Raw genomic sequence first — 20,113 nt, 5'->3', positions numbered from 1 at the left:
GCCAGTTCGAGTGCACGGGTGGCCGACAGGCCACCCGCTCGCAGGGACGGGGGGACTCTGCGCACTGTCTGCCGAAAGGACACACATGCCCCAGGACGTCACCTTCGACCTGCCCTTCGAGACCCCCGTCAGTGAGCACCCGGAGTTCGCGCGCGCCCCGCATCCCTTCCGGATGCGGGACATGGACCCGGTGAACGGCGAAACCGGGTTCGAGGTGCACCCGTCGTGGCACCTGCCGCAGGCCGTGGCCGCCCTGCCCGATCGAAGCGAGGCGGCCCCCGACCGGGCACACGGAGCGGCCCGCGTCGGTTCCTCTGGCCTTCCCGGAGCGGCCACGGACCTCGGATCCGGGGGTCGCGCCACGCCTGCCGGGCCGCGAGTGCTTCCCGCTCGACACAGCTGAGACGGCGATGCAGGTGCTCGCCCTGTAGCGAGAGTGCCTCGACAGGGGCGGGCCGCTCATGGAGGGCCCGCGATGCCGAGGGTGAGTCCGCCATGGACGAGCGGCTCGCCGCGTGGGAGAAACCCGGGCGGGCGCGGGGCGGTTGGTCCTCGAGGGGCAGGTAGGCGACCCGCTCCGCTTCCCGGGCCGTCGACGCGGCAGTCGTACCCCTCGCGGTCGTTCGCAGCGGGAGTCGGAGCCGGTCGCGTGAGTCCGGCCGTTCGGCGAGGCCCTCGCGGAAGAACCAGAAGATTCCCGGACCCGACCGGCCGGCTACCACGGTCGGTCGATTCCGTTGCCCAGGACCACAGCTTGAAGGAGACCGGTGTGACATCTCAAGGCGTAGGTGCTGTTCAGAAGGCGTCCGCCGACAGCCTGCTCCCGGCGCAGCCGAGCGCCCAGCTCCAGCCCGGTGAGGCGGGGAACTCCCTCGCCGGCCTCTTCGTGAAACGCATCGATGGGAGCACCGAGCAGCACCGAAGGGCCCAGCACGCCGCTCAGCAGCGGCTGGACGCACTCGGATCCTCCCACGCCGGCACCACGCTGCATGTGGAGGGAGCCCTCCAACTGGCGCCACGCGCGTTCCTCCCGCCCGACGAGGAGGGCTACGCCAGGTTGAAACGACTCGACACCAGCCTGCGCATGATCGAAGCAGCCTTCCCCCAGGTCAGCACCGATGCCGAGGTCTGCCGACTGACCTGCACGATGCTGGAGGGGGCCTGGCGGAGCCGGGCACTCGTCCCGCCGCGCGAGGAGGAGCCGGCAACCGCCTGCACCTGCCCGTTGTGCCGTCGGCTGCCCACACCGCCCGCGCGGACGCTGGGAGACTACGGTTGGCGGCAGAGCGCCGGTCGTCCCCTCACGGTCAAGACCTGGCCGTACCGCGAGGAATTCGACAGCGTCCTGACCGGTGGCTGGTCCGTGGTCCGGCAGATGAACGACCTCGAACGAGACCTCGGCCTCCGCCACCGCTTCGAGGACGACATCCTCGTCTTCCACGAGTACAAACGCGTGATCGAGACCATCGACACCACGCACGTCGTCCAACTCGTCGAAGGCCGACTGGCCGAGAGTTTCAGCACCAACAGCGCACGCGCCCTGGTCTGCGGCCTCTACGCGGCCCACAAGCGATCCGTCGACGAGCACTGGCTCCGACAGCACCACGCGGGCAGCGTCACACTCCCCCAGACCAACCCGCTCAGCCAGAGCACCTACTCGGCCCTGCAGATGCTGGACTGCCTGTTCTGGCACGTCTCACCCGACACCGAACTCTGGCAGGAGGAACACCTCGCCTCCCTGCTGCTGTGCCGCGTCATCGACGACATGGCCGACGTACGGGTGGACTCCCTCACCGGCGAGATCAGCAACTTCTGGCTCGCCGACATACCCACCCACACCAAGGCCCTCTACGCCGCCTGCACCATCGCCCTCATCAAGTACGGCTGCATGCCCGAGGCGCATTCCACGATGTGGAACACCTGGCTGATGACCAGCACCATCGTCTGGCTGGGGCTCACGGGCCGCCACGCCCTGTGGTTCGACGGCATCACCCAGGGCCTCCCCCCGGCCGAGGAGTGCCCGCTCTGCGACCTGCAGCCCAACGCGTGCACCGGCATCCTCACCCACGGCACCACCCTCACCATCAGCCCGCGGCCCACCGCACCGGCACTGAGCAGCCGGACCGCCGAGCTGTCCGCACGCTGCCGGGCCCAGTACCCCCGGACATGGCCCCTCTTCGACGCCGAGCTCCATGCGTTCGAAGCACTGCACGGCCCCTGGCACGGCAACACCGACAGGACATGGGAGATCCTGCGCCGCACCTACATCGCCGCCGTGGAGGCATCCATGGCCGCACCGTCCCCGGACCGCGCTCGTCAGGTCCAACAGGACGCCGGCGCAGTCGGGTCCGAGTACTTCTACACCATGTACGACCCGCAGACCGGGAGGGAGGACACCGCGCTGATCGCCTACATGTTCGGCTGCGCGCACCCGCATTTCATCTGGAACGCCACGGGATACCGTCCCACGGACGTCACGGGCGACTGGCTCGACGGCTGACGCCTCGATCCTGTTGCGTGAGACGGCAACGCTGCTGCCCGGCCGGAAACCCGGCCGGGCAGCGGCGTACTCACGCCGGGAACTCGACCGGCAGGCTGTCCAGCCGGGACTCCCAGGTGGAGGCGGTCGAGGTGAGCTCATCCGCCGGCACGGCCAGCCGCAGGCCCGGCAGCCGGTGCAGCAGGACGTCCACCGCGATCTCGATCATGGACTGCCCGATGCTCTGCCCGGGGCACTCGTGAGGGCCCGCGCCGAACGCCAGGTGCGCGTGGTTGCCCTCCACCGAGACATTCGGGTCGGGCCGGACCTCGGGGTCGAGATTGCCCGGGGCGAGACCGAGGACGAGCAGGTCGCCCGCCTCGATGCGGTGCCCGCCCAGTTCGACATCGCTGGCGGCGAAGCGCCCCGGCAGAACGGTCAGCGGCGGAGAGTTCCACATGGCCTCCTCCACCACCGCCGAGATGTTCAGCTGCCCGCTGACCAGCTCGGAGAGCCGGGAGGCGTCGGTCAGGACCAGCCGCAGCACCCGGGCCAGCAGGTTGGTCGTGACGGCCGCGGCGATCAGCACCACGCGCAGGTGGTGGACGACCTCGTCGTGGTCGAGAGCCGCGTGATGCGCCAGCAGGTCGGTGGTGAGGTCGGAGCCGGGTTCGGACCGCCGGCGCTCGACGAGTTCACCGAAGATCTCCCTGATCCTGCCGTCGTGCACCACGGCGTCCTCGCCGCCCTTGAGCACCTGGGCGCAGGACTCGACCAGCCGGCGCCCCTCCGCCTCGGCGAGCCCCAGAATGCGGGACATCACGAGCATCGGCACATAGTCGGCGTAGTCCGCCACCAGGTCGGCGCGGCCGTTGTCCGCGAACCCGTCGATCAGCTTGTTGGCGAAGTGCGTGGCGTGGCGCCGGATACCGCGGCCGACAGCGGCCTGCAGCACATCGCTGACCGCGCCGCGCAGCCTGCGGTGCGGCTCACCGTCCTGCGACACGCAGTCAGGACGCCAGCCGAGCATCGGAATCAGCGCGGAGGTCTCCGCGATCCGTCCTTCCCGATAGTCCCGCCAGGTCCGCGCGTCCCGGGGGAACTGGCTGGGATTGTCGAGCACCCGCCGGCTGTCCCGGTAGCCCAGCACCAGCCAGGCGTGGATGTCGCCCTCCAGCAGCACGGGGGCGACGGAGCCGTGCTCCTTGCGCAGCCGCTCGTAGATGCCGAGCGGGTCGGTCGCCGCCTCCGGCCCGTACAGCCGGGCCAGTCCGGGCGAACCGTGCGCGACCGGGCAGCCGCGGGGGGCGTCGGGACTGTCGGGGCTCTGGTCGTTCATCGGGGCTCCAGTGCGACGGCGGAGCGTTCCTTCAAATGACGTATCAGGGCGACCAGGACGTCCCGGCTGGAGGCGCGGTCACGGGCGTCGCAGGCCACGATCGGGGTGTGCGGGGAGATGTCGAGGGCGTCCCGGATCTCCTCGATGGGGTGTTCCTTGCAGTCCGGGAAGACGTTGAGGGCGATGACGAACGGCACGTTCTGCCGCTCCATCTCCTCGATGGCCCGGAAGCTGGAGGCCAGCCGGCGCGTGTCCACCAGGACGATCGCCCCGAGCGCGCCCTTGAACAGGCCGTTCCACAGGAACCAGAACCGTTCCTGCCCGGGGGTGCCGAACAGGTACAGCATCAGGCTCTCGTTGAGGCTGATCTTGCCGAAGTCGAGGCTGACCGTGGTCTCGGCCTTGTCCGCGACGCCGATCAGGTTGTCGACGCCGACGGTCGCCTGGGTCAGCGTCTCCTCGGTGGTGAGCGGCTTGATGTCACTGACGGATCGGACCATGGTGGTCTTCCCGGTGCCGAATCCCCCGGCGATCATCACCTTGACCGAGCGGGTCCCCCCGGCACCGGGGTCGCCGGGATGGTCAAAGCCTTTCAAGTCCACTGAGTACCTCCTGGAGGAGCGCGAGGTCGGGCCCGCGGCCGGCGTGATGGGCCGGAATGGGATCACGGGCTTCAATACGGCCTGCGTCCAGCAGATCCGCCAACAGCACCGCGAGAATGTTGAAGGGCAGTCCGAGATGGGCGGTGAGTTCGGCCACCGACAGCGGATCGCGGCAACGCCGGACTATCTCCTCGTACTCGTGCTGCATCCCCGAGACCGGGGCGGTGCGGGAGACGACGAGGGTCGCCACGTCGAGGCTCGACGCCGACCCGCCCGGTCCGCTGCGTCCCCCGGTGAGGACGTAATAACGCTCCAGACCTTGGGGGTCCCCCCTGCTCGAGCGAAGCCGAGAGCCTGGGGGAGGATCTGTTGGCCGACGGGGAGCACTCATCCAGAGTGCTCCTCCAGACGCGGAGAGGTGCCGAGCAGCTCGCCCATCCGCCGCGACAGGTCCCTCATCTGATGCCCGAGCAGCCCCTGGTCGAGCCCTTCGCGCGCGAGGACCCCGAGGTACGTCTCCACACCGGCCCGTACGACGAAGAGGTGGCCGCCGTCGACCTCGATCATCGCCAGCCGCAGCTGCCCCGCGTACTTGGGGAACTGCTCGGCGACCGGCTGGGCCAGCGCCTGCAGTCCTGCCACCACGGCCGCGAAGCGGTCCACGTCGTCCGGGTCTTCGGCGCCGAAGGAGGTGATGGCCTTGCCGTCGCTGGAGGCCACGAGGGCGAAGCGGATCTCCGGGATGCTCTCCACCAGATCGCGGAGCGCCCAGCTCACGTCGGTTCCCTGTTGCGTCATGTGGACTAGTCGCTCTCTTCAGTGTGGTGCTCCGCGGCCTCGCGTCCGGCGGCGTCATCGGCGCCGGCCGGGGTCGCGGAGGCCACGACGTCTTGTTCTCCGGTCAACTCGGCCTCGCCCGCCTCTTCGGACACGGCGGGCGCGCGGCCCGCGGTGGCGAAGGCGGCCAGGCCCGCGAAGGACTCCTCCGGCGGGACCGCGGTGAACGCGGTGCCCTCCGTACGGACGGCGCGCTCCTCGGGCTGCTCCTCGGCACGGCGCCGGCTGCGCCGCCGGGGCAGTCCGCCCGGGGTGGTGTCCAGGGCCTCGCCGGACTCCGGCTGAGTGACGGGTTCGACGGCGACCGGGCCGTGCGCCGGCGACGCGGCGGCGGGGGCGGCCGTCACGGGAGCCGGGGCGGCGGTGGCCGCGGGCAGCGGGCTGAAGAACTTGTGCGGGACCACGACGACCACCGAGGTGCCGAGCCAGGGCGAGTCCGCGAAGGTGACCCGGATGCCGTAGCGGCGGGCGAGGATGCCGACGACCCGCAGGCCGATGTTGGCGTCCTCGGAGATGCCGCCGATCCCGGGGCCGTTCTCGGTGCCCGCCAGGGAGTACTCGGCCTCGCGCTTCTTCTCCTCGCTCAGGCCCTTGCCGGAGTCCTGGATCTCGATGCCGACGCCGTTGGGCACCTCCTTGCCGGAGACGACCACCGGCTCGGTGGGCGGCGAGTAGCGGGCCGCGTTGTCCAGGAGGTGGGAGAAGATCAGCGTGAGGTGGTCCACCAGACCGCCGTCGACGCCGAGTTCGGGCAGGTGCCGGACCTCGACACGGTGGAAGTCCTTGATCCGGCCGATGCCGCCGCGCACCACGCTGAGCAGTCGCTGGGGCTCCTGCCACTGACGGCCCGGGCGGTCCGAGCCGCCGAGCACGCCGATGCTCGCGGCGAGCGAGTCGGCGGGGCCGAGCTCCTGGTCGAGCTCCATGAGACCGCGGGCCACGGCGGGCAGCCGGCCGTGCTCGCCCTGCATCTCGTGCAGCCGGCCGCGCAGCTTGCTGGTCAGGACGTGGATGCGGTTGCCGATGCTGATCACGGCCTGTTCGGCGGAGGTGGAGCGGTTGAACTCCTCCTCCACGCCGATCAGCGAGGTGCGCAGGATACGGCGCAGGTCGGCCTGGACGTCCTTGTCGACCTTGGCGCACTGCTCGGTGACCGGCAGCAGGTCGTCGATGGCGTCGCCGTCGCGCAGCCGCCGCAGCGCCTCGGGCAGCTGCTCGTCGGCGAGGCGGGAGACCGCGGCCCGCTGGTGCGAGACCTGCTCCTGCCAGACCTCGGCCTGGTCGGCCAGCTGGGCGTCGGAGGACTTCAGCTGGTCGGCCAGCCGCTCCTCGTACGCCCGTGCCTGCTCGGCGAGCTGGGCGTCGTAGTGGGCGGTCCGCTCTCCGAGCCGGGACTCGAAGGCGGCGGCCTGCTCCCCGAGCTGGGCGTCGAACGCGGCCGACTGCTCGTTCAGCCGGCCCTCCAGCGTGGCGCGCTCGGCCGAGAACTTCCGTTCCAGGCCCGAGACATGCTGCTGCCACTGCTGGGAGTGCTCGGTCTGCGCGCTGCGGAACGACCCTTCGGCGCTGCGCAGTTGGCGCTGGGAGCGGATCAGCAGCCGCACGCAGACGGAGCTGGCCACGGTCGCCGCGGCGCCGGCGACGGCCGCGGTTATTCGCTCGGAGCTCATGAACGTGGCGGCGACTGTCCCTCCCCCTAAGGCCAGCGGCATCAGCCACCAGCTGTACCAGGCGACAGGGGCCCGCGCCGCCGGGGGCGGAGTGGCGAGTTCCATCTGCATCCTTCGAAGCAACACAATCGAACAACAGCGAACAAGGGCAGTGCGCGAGGGCCGCACCCATGACTGCGAACGGCGGGACGGACCCACCACGGGGTGCGTCAACTCGCTGTGACGGACTGGAGCTTATCGGGTTTGAACCCGAAAGGATCAACCGCGACGACCAGAGGAAGTGAGGGTTCCGTCACGCTCCGCCAGTTGGTGGCAAATCAACAAATACCCATCTCTGCCTGCGACTTGCCGACATGTTCCCCTTCCCGGCCACTGGGCGGCCCGATGGCCTCCTGGACACTTGTCCAGCTATAGTGGACACCTGTCCAAGTTGGGGAGAGGGTCGGTCGATCATGGAAATCCTGGCGAACGTGCTGGTCGGACTGGTGGCCGCGCTGCACGCGTACATCCTGGTGATGGAGATGTTCCTGTGGCAGAAGAAGCCGGGGATGCGCTTCCACGGCTTCGACGCGGAGCTGGCCCGGCGGACCGCGCCGCTGGCCGCCAACCAGGGCCTGTACAACGGTTTCCTGGCGGCCGGCCTGGTGTGGGGCCTGGCGGCGGCCGACCCGACGGGCTTCCGCGCCCAGGTGTTCTTCCTGTCCTGCGTGGTGGTCGCGGGGGTGTACGGCGCGGTCACGGCCAACCGGCGGATCCTGTTCGCGCAGGCGCTGCCCGGCGCCCTCGCCCTGGCCGCCGTCCTGGCCGCCCGGTGACCGGCCCGGAGCCCCGCCCCGCGGTCGAGGACCCACGGGCCGCCCGCACCCGGGCGCGGCTGCGGGCGGCCCTGCTGGCGGAGTGCGCCGAGCGGCCGCTGGCGGAGGTGGGGGTGGCCGCGCTGGTGCGCCGCGCCGGGGTGGGCAGGGCCACGTTCTACGTCCACTACGACGGCTTGGAGGCGCTGGCCGTCGACACCTGCGCGGACGTGGTACGGGACGCCGTGGACGCGCTGCACGCCTGGCGGGGCCGGCCCGATCCGGTGCACGCGCCGCCGGCGCTGCTGGACTTCTTCGCGGGGCTGGTGCCGCATGCGGCGCTGTACCGGGAGCTGCTCGCGCCGGGCGGCGGCGGTCCGCTGGGCCGGGTGCTGCACCGGGATCTGCGGGCCCGCAGCCTGGCCGAGCGCGAGCTGGCCGGCGCGGCCGACGCTCCCCTGGTGGCCTCGGCGGTGGCCGCCACCTTCGCCGGGGTGCTGGCCGACTGGCTGCACGGCCTGCTGGACGCCGGCCCGGACGACGTGGCCGACCAGGTCTGGCAGCTGCTGGTCGCCCTGCACATGAGCCGCTGAGGCTTCCGGTGCAGGCGAGGGCGGGCCACCGCCAGGGCTGGCACGATTCCATCGAAGGTTGGCCATCGTGCCATTTCCCGGACGGGCGCGTCCCGGCAGGCTGGGTGACCATGAGCAATGTGAACACGATGCGTGTGGTCAGTCAGGACGTCCTCGGCGGGCCCGAGGTACTCAAGGTGATCGAGGTGGCCCGGCCGCAGCCGCGCGCCAACGAGGTGCTGGTCCGGGTGCGGGCCGCCGGGCTCAACCCGACCGACTGGAAGCACCGGGAGACCGGTGGCTTCCTGGGCAAGCCGCCCTTCGTCCTCGGCTGGGACGTCTCCGGCACGGTCGAGGAGACCGGGATCGGTGTCGCCGCCTTCAAGCCCGGTGACGAGGTCTTCGGCATGGTGTCCTACCCGTTCGGCCACGGCACGCACGGCGAGTACGCGATCGTCCCCGCCCGCGCCCTGGTGCCGAAGCCGGCCGGGATCGACCACGTCCAGGCGGGCGCGCTGCCGCTGGTGTCGCTGACGGCCTGGCAGGCGCTGGTGGAGAACGCCGACGTACGGCCGGGACAGCGGGTGCTGGTGCACGCGGCGGCCGGCGGAGTCGGGCATGTGGCGGTGCAGATCGCCAAGGCGCACGGCGCCTATGTGATCGGCACGGCGAGCGCGGCCAAGCACGACTTCCTGCGCGAGATCGGCGTGGACGAGCCGGTGGACTACCGGTCCGTGGAGGTCACGGAGACGGTGCGGGACGTGGACGTCGTGCTCGACACTATCGGTGGTGACACCTCCGTCGACTCGCTGCGGGTACTGAGGCCGGGCGGGATCCTGGTGTCCATCCTGCCGGTGGGCTCCGCGGAGCTGTACGAGGAGGCCGAGCGGCTCGGGGTGCGGGCGGTGCGGATGCTGGTGGACGCCGACCGGGCCGGGATGCGGGCGGTCGCCGACCTGATGACGGCGGGGAAGCTGCGCGCCAGCGTCGCGGGGACCTTCCCGCTGGCCGATGCCGCCAAGGCGCATGAGCTGGGCGGCACCGGCCGCACCACCGGGAAGCTGGTCCTCGTGGTGGACTGACCCCCAGGGGCGGCAGAGGCCCCGGGGGCCGGAAGGTGAGCACGGGCTCGATCGCCCTGCCCGTGCTCATGTCCCGCACCACCCGTTCGATCCCGGCGACCGGGTGGGTGCTGATCAGCCGGCGCGGCGGCGGGCGCCCCGTACGGACCAGCCGGACCGGCGCCGGGACGAGGGCCTGCGTCTCGCTGCCGCGAGGGCCAGGCCGTCGTCGTGTTTCCGGCCGGCAACCCGTTGCCGTCCAGGGCGACTTCGACGCCGAACGCCGGAACGCCGCCGCACACCCCGAGGAGCAGTACCGCCAGGCGCCGGGCAGCGCCTGGCACGCGTTTTCGTGGTGGAATGGCAGCGCTCCCACGTGCCCGTTCTCCGACTGTCGCGCACGCCACAGAAAATGGCGCACCCAAGCGGCAGACATATGTCAATCGAACATGCTCAAATTCCCTCCATCGAGGGTAACTTGCATGGCGGGGAACGGAATTGGACCGGCTGGGGTGGGAGGTGATGCCGTCGTGCGCCAGGAACCCCGACAGGATCCCGGGCCGCTCACCCGGCACCTGCGCATCCATCAGGACCGCGGATACACGGTGCTGGAGTTCCGGGGCGAGATCGACATCGCGGCGGCGACCGAGATGGCGCCCCATCTGGACCGGGTGACCGGGCGGGAGAGCACCCGGGTGGTGATCGACATGCTGCCCGTCGACTTCTTCGACTGCTCCGGGCTGCGGCTGCTGTACCGGGCACGCGGCCGGGTGCTGGAGCGCGGCGGACAGCTCCAGCTGGTGTGCGCACACCCGCTGACCCTGCGGGTGCTGAAGGTGACGGGACTGTCGCAGCTGCTGCCGCCGCTGGCGACGCTGGACGCGGCCCTCGGCCGGCCGGAGGCCACGTCCGGGTCTTTATGACGTCAGGTCAGGACAAGTCTGGCGACGCCTACTTGAGGATGCTGGTCACCTGACCGGCGCCGACGGTCCGGCCGCCCTCGCGGATCGCGAACTTCAGCCCCTCCTCCATCGCGACCGGCTGGATCAGCTGGACGCGCACGGTGGTGTTGTCGCCCGGCATCACCATCTCGGTACCCGGCGGCAGCGTGACGACTCCGGTCACGTCGGTGGTGCGGAAGTAGAACTGCGGCCGGTAGTTCTGGAAGAACGGGGTGTGCCGGCCGCCCTCGTCCTTGGAGAGGATGTACGCCCGGGCCTCGAACTCCGTGTGCGGGGTGACCGATCCGGGCCTGATGACGACCTGTCCGCGCTCGACGTCGTCACGTTTGACCCCGCGCAGCAGCAGGCCGACGTTCTCGCCGGCCCGGCCCTCGTCGAGCAGCTTGCGGAACATCTCGACGCCGGTGACGGTGGTCCTGGTCCTCTGCGGGTGGATGCCGATGATCTCGACCTCGCTGTTGACCCGCAGTACGCCGCGTTCGATCCGGCCGGTGACGACCGTCCCCCGGCCGGTGATGGTGAACACGTCCTCGATCGGCATCAGGAACGGCCGGTCCACCTCCCGCACCGGCTGGGGCACGAACTCGTCCACGGCGTCGAGGAGTTCGAGCAGGGCCGCGGTCCACTCGGGGTCGCCCGCCAGGGCCTTCAGCGCGGAGACCCGGACGACCGGGACGTCGTCGCCGGGGAACTCGTACTCGCTGAGCAGCTCGCGCACCTCCAGCTCCACGAGTTCCAGGATCTCCTCGTCGTCGACCATGTCGGTCTTGTTGAGCGCGACGACGATGTACGGCACGCCCACCTGCCGGGCCAGCAGGACGTGTTCCTTGGTCTGCGGCATCGGCCCGTCGGTGGCCGCGACCACCAGGATCGCCCCGTCCATCTGGGCGGCCCCGGTGATCATGTTCTTGATGTAGTCGGCGTGGCCCGGGCAGTCGACGTGGGCGTAGTGCCGGCGCTCGGTCTGGTACTCGACATGCGCGATGGAGATGGTGATGCCGCGCTGCCGCTCCTCGGGAGCCTTGTCGATCTGGTCGAACGGGGTGAACGGGTTGAGCTCGGGGAACTTGTCGTGCAGCACCTTGGTGATGGCCGCGGTGAGTGTCGTCTTGCCGTGGTCGATGTGCCCGATGGTGCCGATGTTCACATGGGGTTTCGTCCGCTCGAACCTGGCCTTCGCCACAGGGGGCCTCCCGTCCGCCTCGGTGGAGCCGAGCGCGGGTCAGCGCCGCAACTCCTCCTTCCTGTCTAGACGTTGCGCGGCTCGTCGAACAGGGCGCTCACGGACTCACCGTTGTGAATACGGCGTACGGCCTCGGCCAGTGCCGGGGCGATGGACAGGATCCGCAGCTTGTCGGTGTGCTCCTCGACGGGTACCGGCACGGTGTTGGTGCACACGATCTCCAGCACGTCGGGCTGCTCGCTCAGCCGCTTGAGCGCCCCGGCCGCGAACAGGCCGTGCGTGCACGCGATCCGGATCGAGCGGGGCGGCCCCAGCTCCCGCAGCCGCTCCAGGAGTTCGATGACCGTGCTGCCCTTGGCGATCTCGTCGTCGAGCACGATGACGTCCCGGTCGGCCACGTCGCCGATGACGGAGCTGATGATGACCCGGTCGTCGGCGAACCGCTGCTTGGCGCCGGCCGCCACCTGGGCGCCGATCAGCCGGGCGAAGGCGGCGGCCTCCTTCGCGTTGCCGAGGTCGGGCGAGACGACCGTGGTGCGCGACAGGTCGTAGCGCCGGAAGTGCGCGGCCAGCTCCCGCAGGGCGTGCAGATGGTCGACCGGCACCGAGAAGAAGCCGTGCACCTGCGGGGCGTGCAGGGTCATGGCGAGGACCCGGCTCGCGCCGGCGGCCACCAGCAGGTCGGCGACGAGGCGGCCGCCGAGCGAGATGCGCGGGGCGTCCTTCTTGTCGGAGCGGGCGTAGGAGTAGTGCGGCATGACGACGGTGATGCGGCCCGCGGAGGCACCACGGGCCGCGTCGCACATCAGCAGCAGCTCCACCAGGTGCTCCTGCACCGGCCGGACCAGGGGCTGGATCAGGAAGACGTCCCGCTCCCGGCAGTTCGCCTGGAGCTGTACCTCCAGACAGTCGTTGGCGAACCGGCTGACCCGGGTCGGGCTGAGCGGCACCCCGAGGTGCGCGCAGACCTCCTCGGCCAGCTCGGGGTGGGCGCTGCCGCTGAAGACCGAGATGTCTCGCACGATCCGCTCCTCGCATGATCAATACGGGCTACGCGCTCATGCTACGGACCGTCGCGCTCTCACCACGGCACGGGTGTGCCGTCCCAGGAGAAGAACCCGCCGGTCGGCCCGTCGTCGGGCAGCAGCGCCAGCCGTACGGCCCCTCGTGCCCCCTCGGCCGGATCGCCGCCCCCAGCGGCCGCCCCGGGGACCAGGTCGGTGGCCCGGCGTCCCGGGGCGAGGGCGTTCACCTTGATGCCGTCCTCGGCCAGCTCCAGGGCGTAGAACACGGTCAGCGCGTTGAGCGCGGCCTTCGAGGAGCGGTAGGCCGCGGACCGGGGGCTGCCGTGGGTGAACTGCGGATTGTGGTGGGTGCTCCAGGTGAGGGACGCGGCGCCGCTGGAGACGTTCACGACGCGCGGGTGGGCGGAGCGGCGCAGCGCGGGCAGGAAGGCGTTGGTCACCGCGACGACGCCGAAGACGTTCGTCTCGTAGATCCGCCGGAGGTCCTCGACACCGGTCCCGGTGGGCGGGCCGGTGACCGGCTGGACGCCGGCGTTGTTGACCAGGACGTCCAGGCGGTCGACGCGGGCGGCGGCGCGTTCGATGCCGGCGGCATCGGTGACGTCGAGGACCAGGAGCCGCGCGTCGCCGCCGATCTCCGCCACGGCCCGCTCGCCGTGCTCGATGTCCCGGGAGCCCACGTGGACGCTGAAGCCCGCCTCCACGAGGAGCCGGGCGATATGGAAGCCGATGCCCTTGTTGGCACCGGTGACGAGTGCTGTGCGATCGTTCATGACAGCCACGGTTCCCCGGCCGCGTCCGTCCTGCCAGGGACCACCTGTACCAGGCGGACCGGGGAGGCGGCGGTATGGCGAGGCAGGAACTGGCCCGCTTCCTGCGGGAGCGCCGGGCGGGACTGCGTCCGCAGGCGGTGGGACTCACGCCGGGCACCGTCCCGCGCCGGACGCCCGGCCTGCGGCGTGAGGAGGTCGCGGAACTGGCCCACATGTCGGTCGACTACTACACCCGTCTGGAGCAGGCCCGCGGCCCCCGCCCCTCCCCGCGCGTCCTGGACGCCCTGGCCGGGGCGCTGCGGCTGGCCCCCGCCGAGCGCAGCCACCTCTTCCGGCTGGCCGGCTCGGCCGCGGCGCCGCCCGCCCCCGTGGCGGTCCGGGGGGTGCGCCCGCACGTGGCCGGCCTGCTGGAGCGGCTGCCCGACACCGCGGCGATCGTCACCGACGCCTCCTACGGCGTGGTGGCCTGGAACCCCCTCGCCCAACTGCTGTTCGGCGGGGACCTGGGACGCGGCACGACCAACCTGGCGCGGCGGCGCTTCCTGGGCCAGGGCCGGATGTACGCGAGTTCCGCTGCCGGGGAATTCGGACACATCGTCGTGGCCCGGCTGCGGCGGGCTGCCGAACGCTATCCGCACGACGCGCAACTCGCCTCCCTGCTGGATGAGTTGAACGCGGGCAGCGCGGAGTTCCGGCGCATCTGGGCGACCCATCCGGTGCATGCCCCGGGGCATCGCACCAAGGTCCTCGACCATCCGGAGCTGGGGCGGCTACGGCTGAACTGCGACGTCCTGCTGGTGCCGGAGGACGACCAGGAGGTCGTCCTCGTCACGGCCGACCCGGGCTCGGCGTCGGCACGCCGGATCGCAAAGCTGGCGGCGCGGGTCTAGCCGGCCGGGAAACGGGTCCACCGGGGTGCCGGTCGCCGGCGTGGTGAGCCGGGCGGTCCGGACTCGGGATACGTCACACGGCGCATCGGACAAAGGGTCAGTCCGGGAAGTGCCTTCTGCGGTCATCCGGGGCTCCTGGCACGCCGGCGGGAGGTCACTCCACCCTCAAGCGTGTATCAGTCCTGCGTCAGCTGTCTCAATCGGCCAACAACACGGTCTGGCAAGGCGTTCGGCGGGCATTCGTGTCGTTGGAAAGGAGGACCGTCACATGGCGAGTTCCACCAAGGAGAGCAAGGAGACCTCCGAGAAGGAGACTCCGGTCAAGGCCCGGCCCCGGCGCATGCCCGGTTGGGCGAAGCTGCTCACCGCGTTCGTGCTGGTGCTCGTGGTGCTGTTCGCCGGGATCAAGCTGGCGGTGCTACCGGGCATCAAGGACCTGTTCGGCACGGAGACCCGGGACAACACGGGCCCCGCGCTGCTCAAGTCCATCCAGGACATGAGCCGTTACGACGCGGCGTCCGGCAACTTCCAGGTCGTCGTGGACCTGGAGAAGGACGCCAAGTACCTGCCGAGCGCGATCCGCGGCACCCGCACCCTGTACGTCGGGGCGGGCAACGTCGATTCCTACGTCGACCTCGGGAAGATCGGCCAGAAGGACGTCACGGTCAACGACGACCGCACCGAGGCCACCATCCGGCTGCCGCACGCGCAGCTCGGCAAGGCCACCCTGGACGCCGACCACTCCTACGCCGTCTCCAAGCAGCGCGGTCTGCTGGACCGGCTGGGCGACCTGTTCTCGGACAACCCCAACAGCGAGCAGGCGGTGCAGAAGCTGGCCGTGAAGCACATCTCGGACGCGGCGAAGACCAGCGGTCTGACCACCCGGGCCGAGACCAACACCACCGACATGCTGGAGGGCCTGCTGCACTCCCTCGGCTTCACGGAGGTGCACGTGTCCTACGGAACGGTCTGATCCGGGCCGTGTGATCAGCCGCCCAGCACACCCGGCAGGGCCAGCGCCCCGAGCGTCGCGGCGCCGACCATCAGCCAGGCCACGTAGTCCCCGACGTGCCCGGACTGCAGGCGGCGCAGCGGCAGCGCCCCGCCCCGGGCCGCCAGGAGGCCGGGGCGGGTGACCGCGAGGGCGGCCAGCCCGACGGCCAGGAGGGTGGAGAGGCAGCCCAGCAGGACCCCGGTGGACGTCCAGTGGACGACGGCCGGGGTCCTGCCCCTGTCGACGGCACGGGCCAGCGCCGCCGGGAAACCGGGGGCGAGGCCCATGGCCAGGGCGCCGGCCACCAGCACGGCGGGGACGGCGGTCATCGTGGCCGGGATCCGCCCGAGTCGGCCCTCGGTCTCGGGCTCCTCACCGGTCCCGGTGGTCTCGTACGCGTCGCCCTTGGGCGGCCGGTCCCCGAGGCCGAGGAAGACCCGGGCGGCGACCCGCAGCACCGCCCCCGCCGTCACCGCCGACACGACGACGTAGAGCACGGTCAGCGGAGCGCCCACCGCCTCCTCGGCGACCGACTTGCCGAGCGCGGTGCCGAACGGCGGCAGCCCCGCGAGGGCCAGCGCCCCGAGGGTGAACAGGACGCCCACCGTGCGTAGTTCCCGGGGCCGGCCGTGCAGCGCGCGTTCGTCGACGTTGCCGTAGCGGTCCAGGAGGATCCCCGCGCAGGCGAAGAGGGCGGCCTTCACCCCGGCGTGCCCGAGCAGGTACAGGGCGATCCCGGAGTCGCCCGCCGGGGTCAGGACGCCGAGGCCGACGAGGAACAGCCCGGTGTGGGCGATCGTGGAGTTGGCCAGCAGCCGCTTGATGTGCCGCTGGTGCCAGCACATGAACGCGCCCAGCGCGGCCGTGAGCGTGCCGAGGACGATCAGTGCCCGTTCCAGGTCGGCGGCCGGGATGCCGCCGGGTCCGGCGAAGACCGTGCCGTACACCCGCCATACGCCGTAGGCGCCGAGTTCGACCATGACTCCGGAGAGGAGCATGCAGACCGGGGTGGGGGCGACGGCGTGGGCGTCCGGGAGCCAGAAGTGGAAGGGCACGGCGGCGGCCTTGACCAGCAGTGCGGTGAGCACCAGCACGAAGGCGGCCAGGACCAGGGCGTCGGGGCGGCCGTGCGCGTCCAGTCCGCGGCCGATCTTCGCCATGCCCAGTTCGCCGGTGCGGGCGTACAGCAGGGCGATACCCGTCAGCATCGCGTACGCGCCGAGGGAGTTGACCACGCCGAAGGTCAGGGCCCCCTGCACCGCCTTCGCCTCGTCGATGCGGTAGCCGGTCAGCGCGTAGGCGACGACACTCATCAGCTCGAAGAAGACGAACGCGTTGAACAGGTCGCCCGCGAGCGCGAAGCCGCACATCCCGGCCTGGAAGACCAGCATCAGCGCCGGGAAGGAGCCCGCGTGCCGGCGCGGCGGCTCCGCGAAGTAGTGCCAGGAGTAGACCAGCGCGGCCAGCGTCAGCAGCGAGGCGAGGGCGGCCATGCCGAGGGCGGGGCCGTCCCCGGTCAGCACGATCCCGACGCTCTCCCCGCCGGCCGGCCGCCAGCCGCCGGCCCACTCGACCAGCGGGGGCGAGGAGTTGAGCAGCAGGATCAGCGCGAGGGCGCAGGTGCCCGCGCACACCGCGCAGGCGAAGCTCTCGGCGAGGACCCGGTGCAGCCGACGGCCACCGGCCACCAGCAGGGTGGCGCCGAGCAACGGGACGGCCACGAGCAGCGGCAGCAGGTGGTGCATCAGCCGCGCAGCTCCGTCAGTTCGTCCGGGTCGACCGTGCCGTGCCGCTTGGCGATCTGCAGGACCAGCGCGAGCAGCAGCGCGGTGACGGTCGCGCCGACGACCACGTCGGTCAGGGCGAGGGCCTGCACCACCGGGTCGACCAGCGGCCGGGTGCCGGGCCTGAGATCGGAGAAGACGGGTGCGGTGCCGCCGTCGCGGTAGCCGACCGCGAGCAGCAGGACGTACGTCGACGACTGGACGACGGCCAGGCAGCCGACGGCGTGGATCAGGTTCCGGCTGGTGGCCAGGCCGTAACAACCCGTCAGGAAGATCCAGACGGCGACCAGATAGGGGAATACGTGCATCACCGGCGGTTCAACTCCCGTTCTCCTCCTCGATCTCCACGGCCTGGTCGAGGAAGCCGGCGAGCAGGACGACGACCGCGCTCGCCACCTCCATGCCGATGGCCGCGTTCAGCAGGGGGACCAGGCCGCCGGAGGACAGCGTGTTGAACGTCCCGTACGGCAGCAGTGTGTTGGCGAGGAACGCGGTGCCGGCCAGCAGTCCGGACAGGCCCAGCACCAGGTAGGCGCAGGCGGCCAGGGAGTCGGCGACCTCGAAGACGCCGATCGGGCGGACGCGTTCCAGGGCGTGGTAGTCGGCGCCGAGGTACAGCAGGTGCAGTGCGGTCGCGGCGACGACCCCGCCCTGGAAGCCGCCGCCGGGGCTGAGCTGGCCGTGCGCGATGACGTACAGGCCGGTGACCAGGGCGACGGGGAGCATCAGCAGGGCGTACCGGCGGACGGGCCGGGCGACTTCGGCCGGCCGTGGACGGGCCCGGTGCTCGTCGCGGGTCTGGCGCAGCAGGACCACACAGCCGAGGACGGCGGCGAAGAGGATGCTCATCTCGCCGAGGGTGTCGTAGGCGCGCTGGTCGAAGTTGACGGACGAGATGACGTTGGCGGTGCGCCGGGCCAGCGCGGCCCGGACGGCCCGGTCGCCGTAGGGGTGGCTGCGGCCGCCGAAGGACGGCAGGTCGAGGCAGGCGGCGACCAGCAGGGCGGCGAGGCCCGCGCCGCCGACGGCCAGCAGCCACAGTCGCAGGCGCCGGGTCACCTGTCGTCCGCCTTTCCGCGCCGCTTCACCTTGCGGACCGACAGCATGATCAGCAACGGGGTGAGCGCGGAGCCGACGGCGAGCTGGGAGAGGCCGACGTCGGGAGCCTGGAGCACGGTGAACAGGGCACCGAGGAACAGCCCGAGGAGGGACAGCACCAGGGCCTGACGGGCCGGGTCGCGGGTCGCCACGGCCGCGGTCGCCGAGGCGGCCGTCAGCAGCAGCGCGACGACGATCACCGCGTCAGCCACCGCGCACCCCCCGGAACCCGCCGGACAGCGCCCGCGAGGCGACCACGTTCCCGACGATCAGCAGCGCCCCGGTCACCAGCAGTTTCACCGTCGCCCGACCCGGTCCGGTCACCGCGCAGAGCACCAGCACGACCACCGCGCCGACCGCGGCCGCCGTCCAGGTCAGGCCCCAGGCGGCGGGCCGTTCGTCCGCCAGGTCGTCGGCGAGCAGCCGGGCGAAGACCAGGGTGCCGACCGGGCCCAGCAGCGCGAGGAGCAACGCCAGATCGACGTAGGACGTACGGCCGTAGCCCTGGGCGAGGAGCAGCAGGCTGGGGCAGACCGCGGAGGTGGCGAGGTTCTGGCCGACCACCCGGCGGCCGAGCGGGCCGGTGGCGACCGCCCACAGGGCGGTGCCCGCTCCCCCGGCCAGCAGCACGGTCGCGGCCAGGATCCAGCCGTTCACCGCCAGGTCACCACCTGTCGGCCGGCCCGGGCCGCGAGGGCACCGACCGCCGCCGCGCTCGCGCCGACGATCCGCTCCAGGGTGTCGACGCTGCCGATGAACACCAGCCAGAGCAGGGCCAGTCCGGCCCACCAGGTGAGCAGTTCGGCCGCGGCGACGAGCGCCGTACGTCCGGTCATCCGCCGCCTCCTTGGGTCGCCTTGCGGCGTTATGCCCGTTTCGCCGTCTCCGGCATCCAAGCACCGCATCCGTCGCGGGGAGCGGCGGCACGCGGGAACGGGTCCGGAGTGCCCGGGGAGCGCGGACGGAAACCTCGGATGCGCTCCGGCCGCCGTCATGGGCGAGGGCATCTCCGGGCGGTTCCTGGGTAACTGGGTCAGCACGCCGGACTGTTGACAAGTGGAGGACCTCATGGCCAGTGCCGTCTCGCGCCTGCGCACGACCAGGGCCGAGAAGAACGACGGGACGAACACGGACAAGGACACCGGCAAACGGCCCGGGGTACTGACCAAGGTCGCCCGCGCCGTCGGCGTCCGCCGCGCCGAGCCGGCCGGCAGCACGAAGGCCGGCACCACGAAGGCCGGCACCGGAAAGACCGCCGGCACCGGTAAGAAGGGTCGCGTCGGCAAGGCGGGGCGTACCGGCGGGACGGGCGGCGCGGGGAAGGCCGGCGGCACCGGCAGGGCGAGCCGCACCGCCGGGTCCACCGGTACCGAACGCCGTCCGCTCCCGCTGCCGTTGCGGGTGCTGGCCATGCTCTTTGCGTTCGCGGTGATGGTGGCGTTCGCCGTCGTGCTGGCCCGGCTGACGCTGGATCCCTCGCCGGCGTCCGTGTCGATCGCGCACACCAATCTGCATCCCGGCCGCTCCCTCAAGATCTATCTGGACCAGCCCGCCTTGCGGGACGCGGTCAAGCAGATCGGCGGGAACATCCTGCTCGGCGTGCCGTTCGGGATCATCGTGCCGGTCCTCGTGCCGCGCGCCCGGGGCTTCTTCGGGGTGCTGCTGCTCACCGCGTTCGTGATGCTGATGGTCGAGACGGCTCAGGGCCTGCTGGTCGAGGGACGCGCCTTCGACGTGGACGACGTCATCCTCAACACCTCGGGGGCGCTGATCGGCTGGGTGCTGCTGGGCCGCCGGCTCGGCCGGGCGGTCCACGCGCGCAAGCCGAAGAAGGCGAAGGCCTGACAGGGCGAGGGCATGACGGGTGACGGCATGACAGGTGACGGCATGACCCGCCCGCGACCGCCCCGCGCGGGGGCCCGGGAGGGTCATCGCCCGATCGTCCGACACTGGTCCGTACCAAGGTATTGACGGGCCACTTATCTCATCTCTTAAATCAAGAGGCGACGCCTTCACCCCCCACCCCGGCCGACCGCCTCCCCGCGCCCGG

At 71.5% G+C, this 20,113-nt stretch carries 22 protein-coding genes; 8 read left to right on the top strand and 14 right to left on the bottom strand.

The window, feature by feature from the left end:
* The first annotated feature begins 769 nt into the window (after positions 1-769).
* Positions 770-2,500, top strand: a complete 1,731-nt coding sequence (locus tag ACWDGI_RS08310) for a hypothetical protein (protein ID WP_450756638.1) — start codon at positions 770-772, stop codon at positions 2,498-2,500.
* Between the two features lie 70 nt (positions 2,501-2,570).
* Here the strand turns inward: ACWDGI_RS08310 and ACWDGI_RS08305 are convergent, their stop codons facing one another.
* Genes ACWDGI_RS08305 through ACWDGI_RS08285 form a run of 5 tightly spaced genes read right to left on the bottom strand, consistent with a single transcriptional unit; the run spans position 2,571 to position 7,032 of the window.
* Positions 2,571-3,818 carry a cytochrome P450 gene (locus ACWDGI_RS08305; protein WP_450756636.1) on the bottom strand — a complete coding sequence of 416 codons (1,248 nt, stop codon included), beginning with the start codon at positions 3,816-3,818 and terminating at the stop codon, positions 2,571-2,573.
* Positions 3,815-4,420: a GTP-binding protein gene (locus ACWDGI_RS08300; protein ID WP_450756634.1), complete on the bottom strand. Its 606-nt coding sequence runs from the start codon at positions 4,418-4,420 to the stop codon at positions 3,815-3,817. The genes ACWDGI_RS08305 and ACWDGI_RS08300 overlap by 4 nt, the downstream gene beginning before the upstream one ends.
* Positions 4,401-4,811: a DUF742 domain-containing protein gene (locus ACWDGI_RS08295; protein WP_450756632.1), complete on the bottom strand. Its 411-nt coding sequence runs from the start codon at positions 4,809-4,811 to the stop codon at positions 4,401-4,403. The genes ACWDGI_RS08300 and ACWDGI_RS08295 overlap by 20 nt, the downstream gene beginning before the upstream one ends.
* A complete protein-coding gene (locus ACWDGI_RS08290) occupies positions 4,808-5,218 on the bottom strand; it encodes a roadblock/LC7 domain-containing protein (protein ID WP_046733906.1) in 411 nt (136 codons plus the stop codon). Before ACWDGI_RS08290 ends, ACWDGI_RS08295 begins: the two co-directional genes overlap by 4 nt.
* 5 nt (positions 5,219-5,223) lie before the next feature.
* Positions 5,224-7,032 (bottom strand): ATP-binding protein, encoded by a 1,809-nt coding sequence (locus ACWDGI_RS08285; RefSeq protein ID WP_450756630.1) that lies wholly within the window; start codon positions 7,030-7,032, stop codon positions 5,224-5,226.
* Positions 7,033-7,379: 347 nt separating this feature from the next.
* Between ACWDGI_RS08285 and ACWDGI_RS08280 the strand changes: the two genes are divergently transcribed.
* From ACWDGI_RS08280 to ACWDGI_RS08265, 4 genes are all read left to right on the top strand, one after another.
* Positions 7,380-7,742, top strand: coding sequence for a DUF1304 domain-containing protein (locus ACWDGI_RS08280; RefSeq protein ID WP_450756628.1), 363 nt, complete (start codon positions 7,380-7,382; stop codon positions 7,740-7,742).
* On the top strand, positions 7,739-8,314 hold the full coding sequence (locus tag ACWDGI_RS08275) for a TetR/AcrR family transcriptional regulator (RefSeq protein WP_450756626.1): 576 nt from the start codon (positions 7,739-7,741) through the stop codon (positions 8,312-8,314). Before ACWDGI_RS08280 ends, ACWDGI_RS08275 begins: the two co-directional genes overlap by 4 nt.
* 110 nt (positions 8,315-8,424) lie before the next feature.
* Entirely contained in the window at positions 8,425-9,375 is a 951-nt protein-coding gene (locus ACWDGI_RS08270) for an NADP-dependent oxidoreductase (protein ID WP_450756624.1), read from the top strand.
* A gap of 461 nt (positions 9,376-9,836) precedes the next feature.
* Positions 9,837-10,277: an STAS domain-containing protein gene (locus ACWDGI_RS08265; protein WP_450756622.1), complete on the top strand. Its 441-nt coding sequence runs from the start codon at positions 9,837-9,839 to the stop codon at positions 10,275-10,277.
* A gap of 28 nt (positions 10,278-10,305) precedes the next feature.
* On the opposite strand, the gene tuf is transcribed toward ACWDGI_RS08265, so the two are convergent.
* The 3 genes from tuf to ACWDGI_RS08250 form a co-directional block, all read right to left on the bottom strand.
* Positions 10,306-11,499: an elongation factor Tu gene (gene tuf, locus ACWDGI_RS08260; RefSeq protein ID WP_450756620.1), complete on the bottom strand. Its 1,194-nt coding sequence runs from the start codon at positions 11,497-11,499 to the stop codon at positions 10,306-10,308.
* 65 nt (positions 11,500-11,564) lie between these two features.
* Positions 11,565-12,521, bottom strand: coding sequence for a ribose-phosphate diphosphokinase (locus tag ACWDGI_RS08255; protein ID WP_450756618.1), 957 nt, complete (start codon positions 12,519-12,521; stop codon positions 11,565-11,567).
* 59 nt (positions 12,522-12,580) lie between these two features.
* Complete coding sequence (locus ACWDGI_RS08250; RefSeq protein ID WP_450756616.1) at positions 12,581-13,297, bottom strand: SDR family NAD(P)-dependent oxidoreductase; 717 nt, start codon at positions 13,295-13,297, stop codon at positions 12,581-12,583.
* Between the two features lie 74 nt (positions 13,298-13,371).
* On the opposite strand from ACWDGI_RS08250, the gene ACWDGI_RS08245 reads away from it, so the two are divergent.
* Both ACWDGI_RS08245 and ACWDGI_RS08240 read left to right on the top strand, forming a co-directional pair.
* Positions 13,372-14,187 (top strand): helix-turn-helix transcriptional regulator, encoded by an 816-nt coding sequence (locus ACWDGI_RS08245; protein ID WP_450756614.1) that lies wholly within the window; start codon positions 13,372-13,374, stop codon positions 14,185-14,187.
* Between the two features lie 340 nt (positions 14,188-14,527).
* On the top strand, positions 14,528-15,160 hold the full coding sequence (locus ACWDGI_RS08240) for a DUF4230 domain-containing protein (RefSeq protein WP_351697272.1): 633 nt from the start codon (positions 14,528-14,530) through the stop codon (positions 15,158-15,160).
* A 14-nt stretch (positions 15,161-15,174) separates the two neighbouring features.
* On the opposite strand, the gene ACWDGI_RS08235 is transcribed toward ACWDGI_RS08240, so the two are convergent.
* From ACWDGI_RS08235 to ACWDGI_RS08210, 6 genes are read right to left on the bottom strand one after another with little or no spacing between them, the layout of a single operon-like run.
* Positions 15,175-16,926 carry a complex I subunit 5 family protein gene (locus tag ACWDGI_RS08235; protein WP_450756612.1) on the bottom strand — a complete coding sequence of 584 codons (1,752 nt, stop codon included), beginning with the start codon at positions 16,924-16,926 and terminating at the stop codon, positions 15,175-15,177.
* Positions 16,926-17,273, bottom strand: a complete 348-nt coding sequence (locus tag ACWDGI_RS08230) for a sodium:proton antiporter (protein ID WP_358926421.1) — start codon at positions 17,271-17,273, stop codon at positions 16,926-16,928. Before ACWDGI_RS08230 ends, ACWDGI_RS08235 begins: the two co-directional genes overlap by 1 nt.
* Positions 17,274-17,283: 10 nt before the next feature.
* On the bottom strand, positions 17,284-18,024 hold the full coding sequence (gene mbhE / locus ACWDGI_RS08225; protein WP_450756610.1) for a hydrogen gas-evolving membrane-bound hydrogenase subunit E: 741 nt from the start codon (positions 18,022-18,024) through the stop codon (positions 17,284-17,286).
* Positions 18,021-18,275 carry a hydrogenase subunit MbhD domain-containing protein gene (locus ACWDGI_RS08220; protein ID WP_450756608.1) on the bottom strand — a complete coding sequence of 85 codons (255 nt, stop codon included), beginning with the start codon at positions 18,273-18,275 and terminating at the stop codon, positions 18,021-18,023. The genes mbhE and ACWDGI_RS08220 overlap by 4 nt, the downstream gene beginning before the upstream one ends.
* Entirely contained in the window at positions 18,268-18,720 is a 453-nt protein-coding gene (locus tag ACWDGI_RS08215; protein WP_450756606.1) for a monovalent cation/H+ antiporter complex subunit F, read from the bottom strand. The genes ACWDGI_RS08220 and ACWDGI_RS08215 overlap by 8 nt, the downstream gene beginning before the upstream one ends.
* Entirely contained in the window at positions 18,717-18,899 is a 183-nt protein-coding gene (locus ACWDGI_RS08210; RefSeq protein WP_450756604.1) for a hypothetical protein, read from the bottom strand. The genes ACWDGI_RS08215 and ACWDGI_RS08210 overlap by 4 nt, the downstream gene beginning before the upstream one ends.
* Before the next feature lie 325 nt (positions 18,900-19,224).
* Here ACWDGI_RS08210 and ACWDGI_RS08205 point away from each other — a divergent pair, with 325 nt between their 5' ends.
* Complete coding sequence (locus ACWDGI_RS08205) at positions 19,225-19,908, top strand: VanZ family protein (RefSeq protein ID WP_450757446.1); 684 nt, start codon at positions 19,225-19,227, stop codon at positions 19,906-19,908.
* The last annotated feature ends 205 nt before the right edge of the window (positions 19,909-20,113 follow it).

This window comes from Streptomyces sp. NPDC001220 (assembly GCF_053597895.1).
The sequence above is the reverse complement of the archived record's forward strand: the minus strand, read 5'-3'. Positions and strand labels throughout refer to the sequence as shown.

Bases quoted from the DNA above. Each gene is read 5' to 3' on its own strand.
- ACWDGI_RS08235 (WP_450756612.1), bottom strand. From the start codon at position 16,926: ATGCACCACCTGCTGCCGCTGCTCGTGGCCGTCCCGTTGCTCGGCGCC.
- ACWDGI_RS08250 (WP_450756616.1), bottom strand. From the start codon at position 13,297: ATGAACGATCGCACAGCACTCGTCACCGGTGCCAACAAGGGCATCGGC.
- ACWDGI_RS08230 (WP_358926421.1), bottom strand. From the start codon at position 17,273: ATGCACGTATTCCCCTATCTGGTCGCCGTCTGGATCTTCCTGACGGGT.
- ACWDGI_RS08270 (WP_450756624.1), top strand. From the start codon at position 8,425: ATGAGCAATGTGAACACGATGCGTGTGGTCAGTCAGGACGTCCTCGGC.
- ACWDGI_RS08240 (WP_351697272.1), top strand. From the start codon at position 14,528: ATGCCCGGTTGGGCGAAGCTGCTCACCGCGTTCGTGCTGGTGCTCGTG.
- ACWDGI_RS08305 (WP_450756636.1), bottom strand. From the start codon at position 3,818: ATGAACGACCAGAGCCCCGACAGTCCCGACGCCCCCCGCGGCTGCCCG.
- ACWDGI_RS08265 (WP_450756622.1), top strand. From the start codon at position 9,837: ATGGCGGGGAACGGAATTGGACCGGCTGGGGTGGGAGGTGATGCCGTC.
- ACWDGI_RS08295 (WP_450756632.1), bottom strand. From the start codon at position 4,811: ATGAGTGCTCCCCGTCGGCCAACAGATCCTCCCCCAGGCTCTCGGCTT.
- ACWDGI_RS08245 (WP_450756614.1), top strand. From the start codon at position 13,372: ATGGCGAGGCAGGAACTGGCCCGCTTCCTGCGGGAGCGCCGGGCGGGA.
- ACWDGI_RS08280 (WP_450756628.1), top strand. From the start codon at position 7,380: ATGGAAATCCTGGCGAACGTGCTGGTCGGACTGGTGGCCGCGCTGCAC.
- ACWDGI_RS08290 (WP_046733906.1), bottom strand. From the start codon at position 5,218: ATGACGCAACAGGGAACCGACGTGAGCTGGGCGCTCCGCGATCTGGTG.
- ACWDGI_RS08210 (WP_450756604.1), bottom strand. From the start codon at position 18,899: ATGACCGGACGTACGGCGCTCGTCGCCGCGGCCGAACTGCTCACCTGG.
- ACWDGI_RS08285 (WP_450756630.1), bottom strand. From the start codon at position 7,032: ATGGAACTCGCCACTCCGCCCCCGGCGGCGCGGGCCCCTGTCGCCTGG.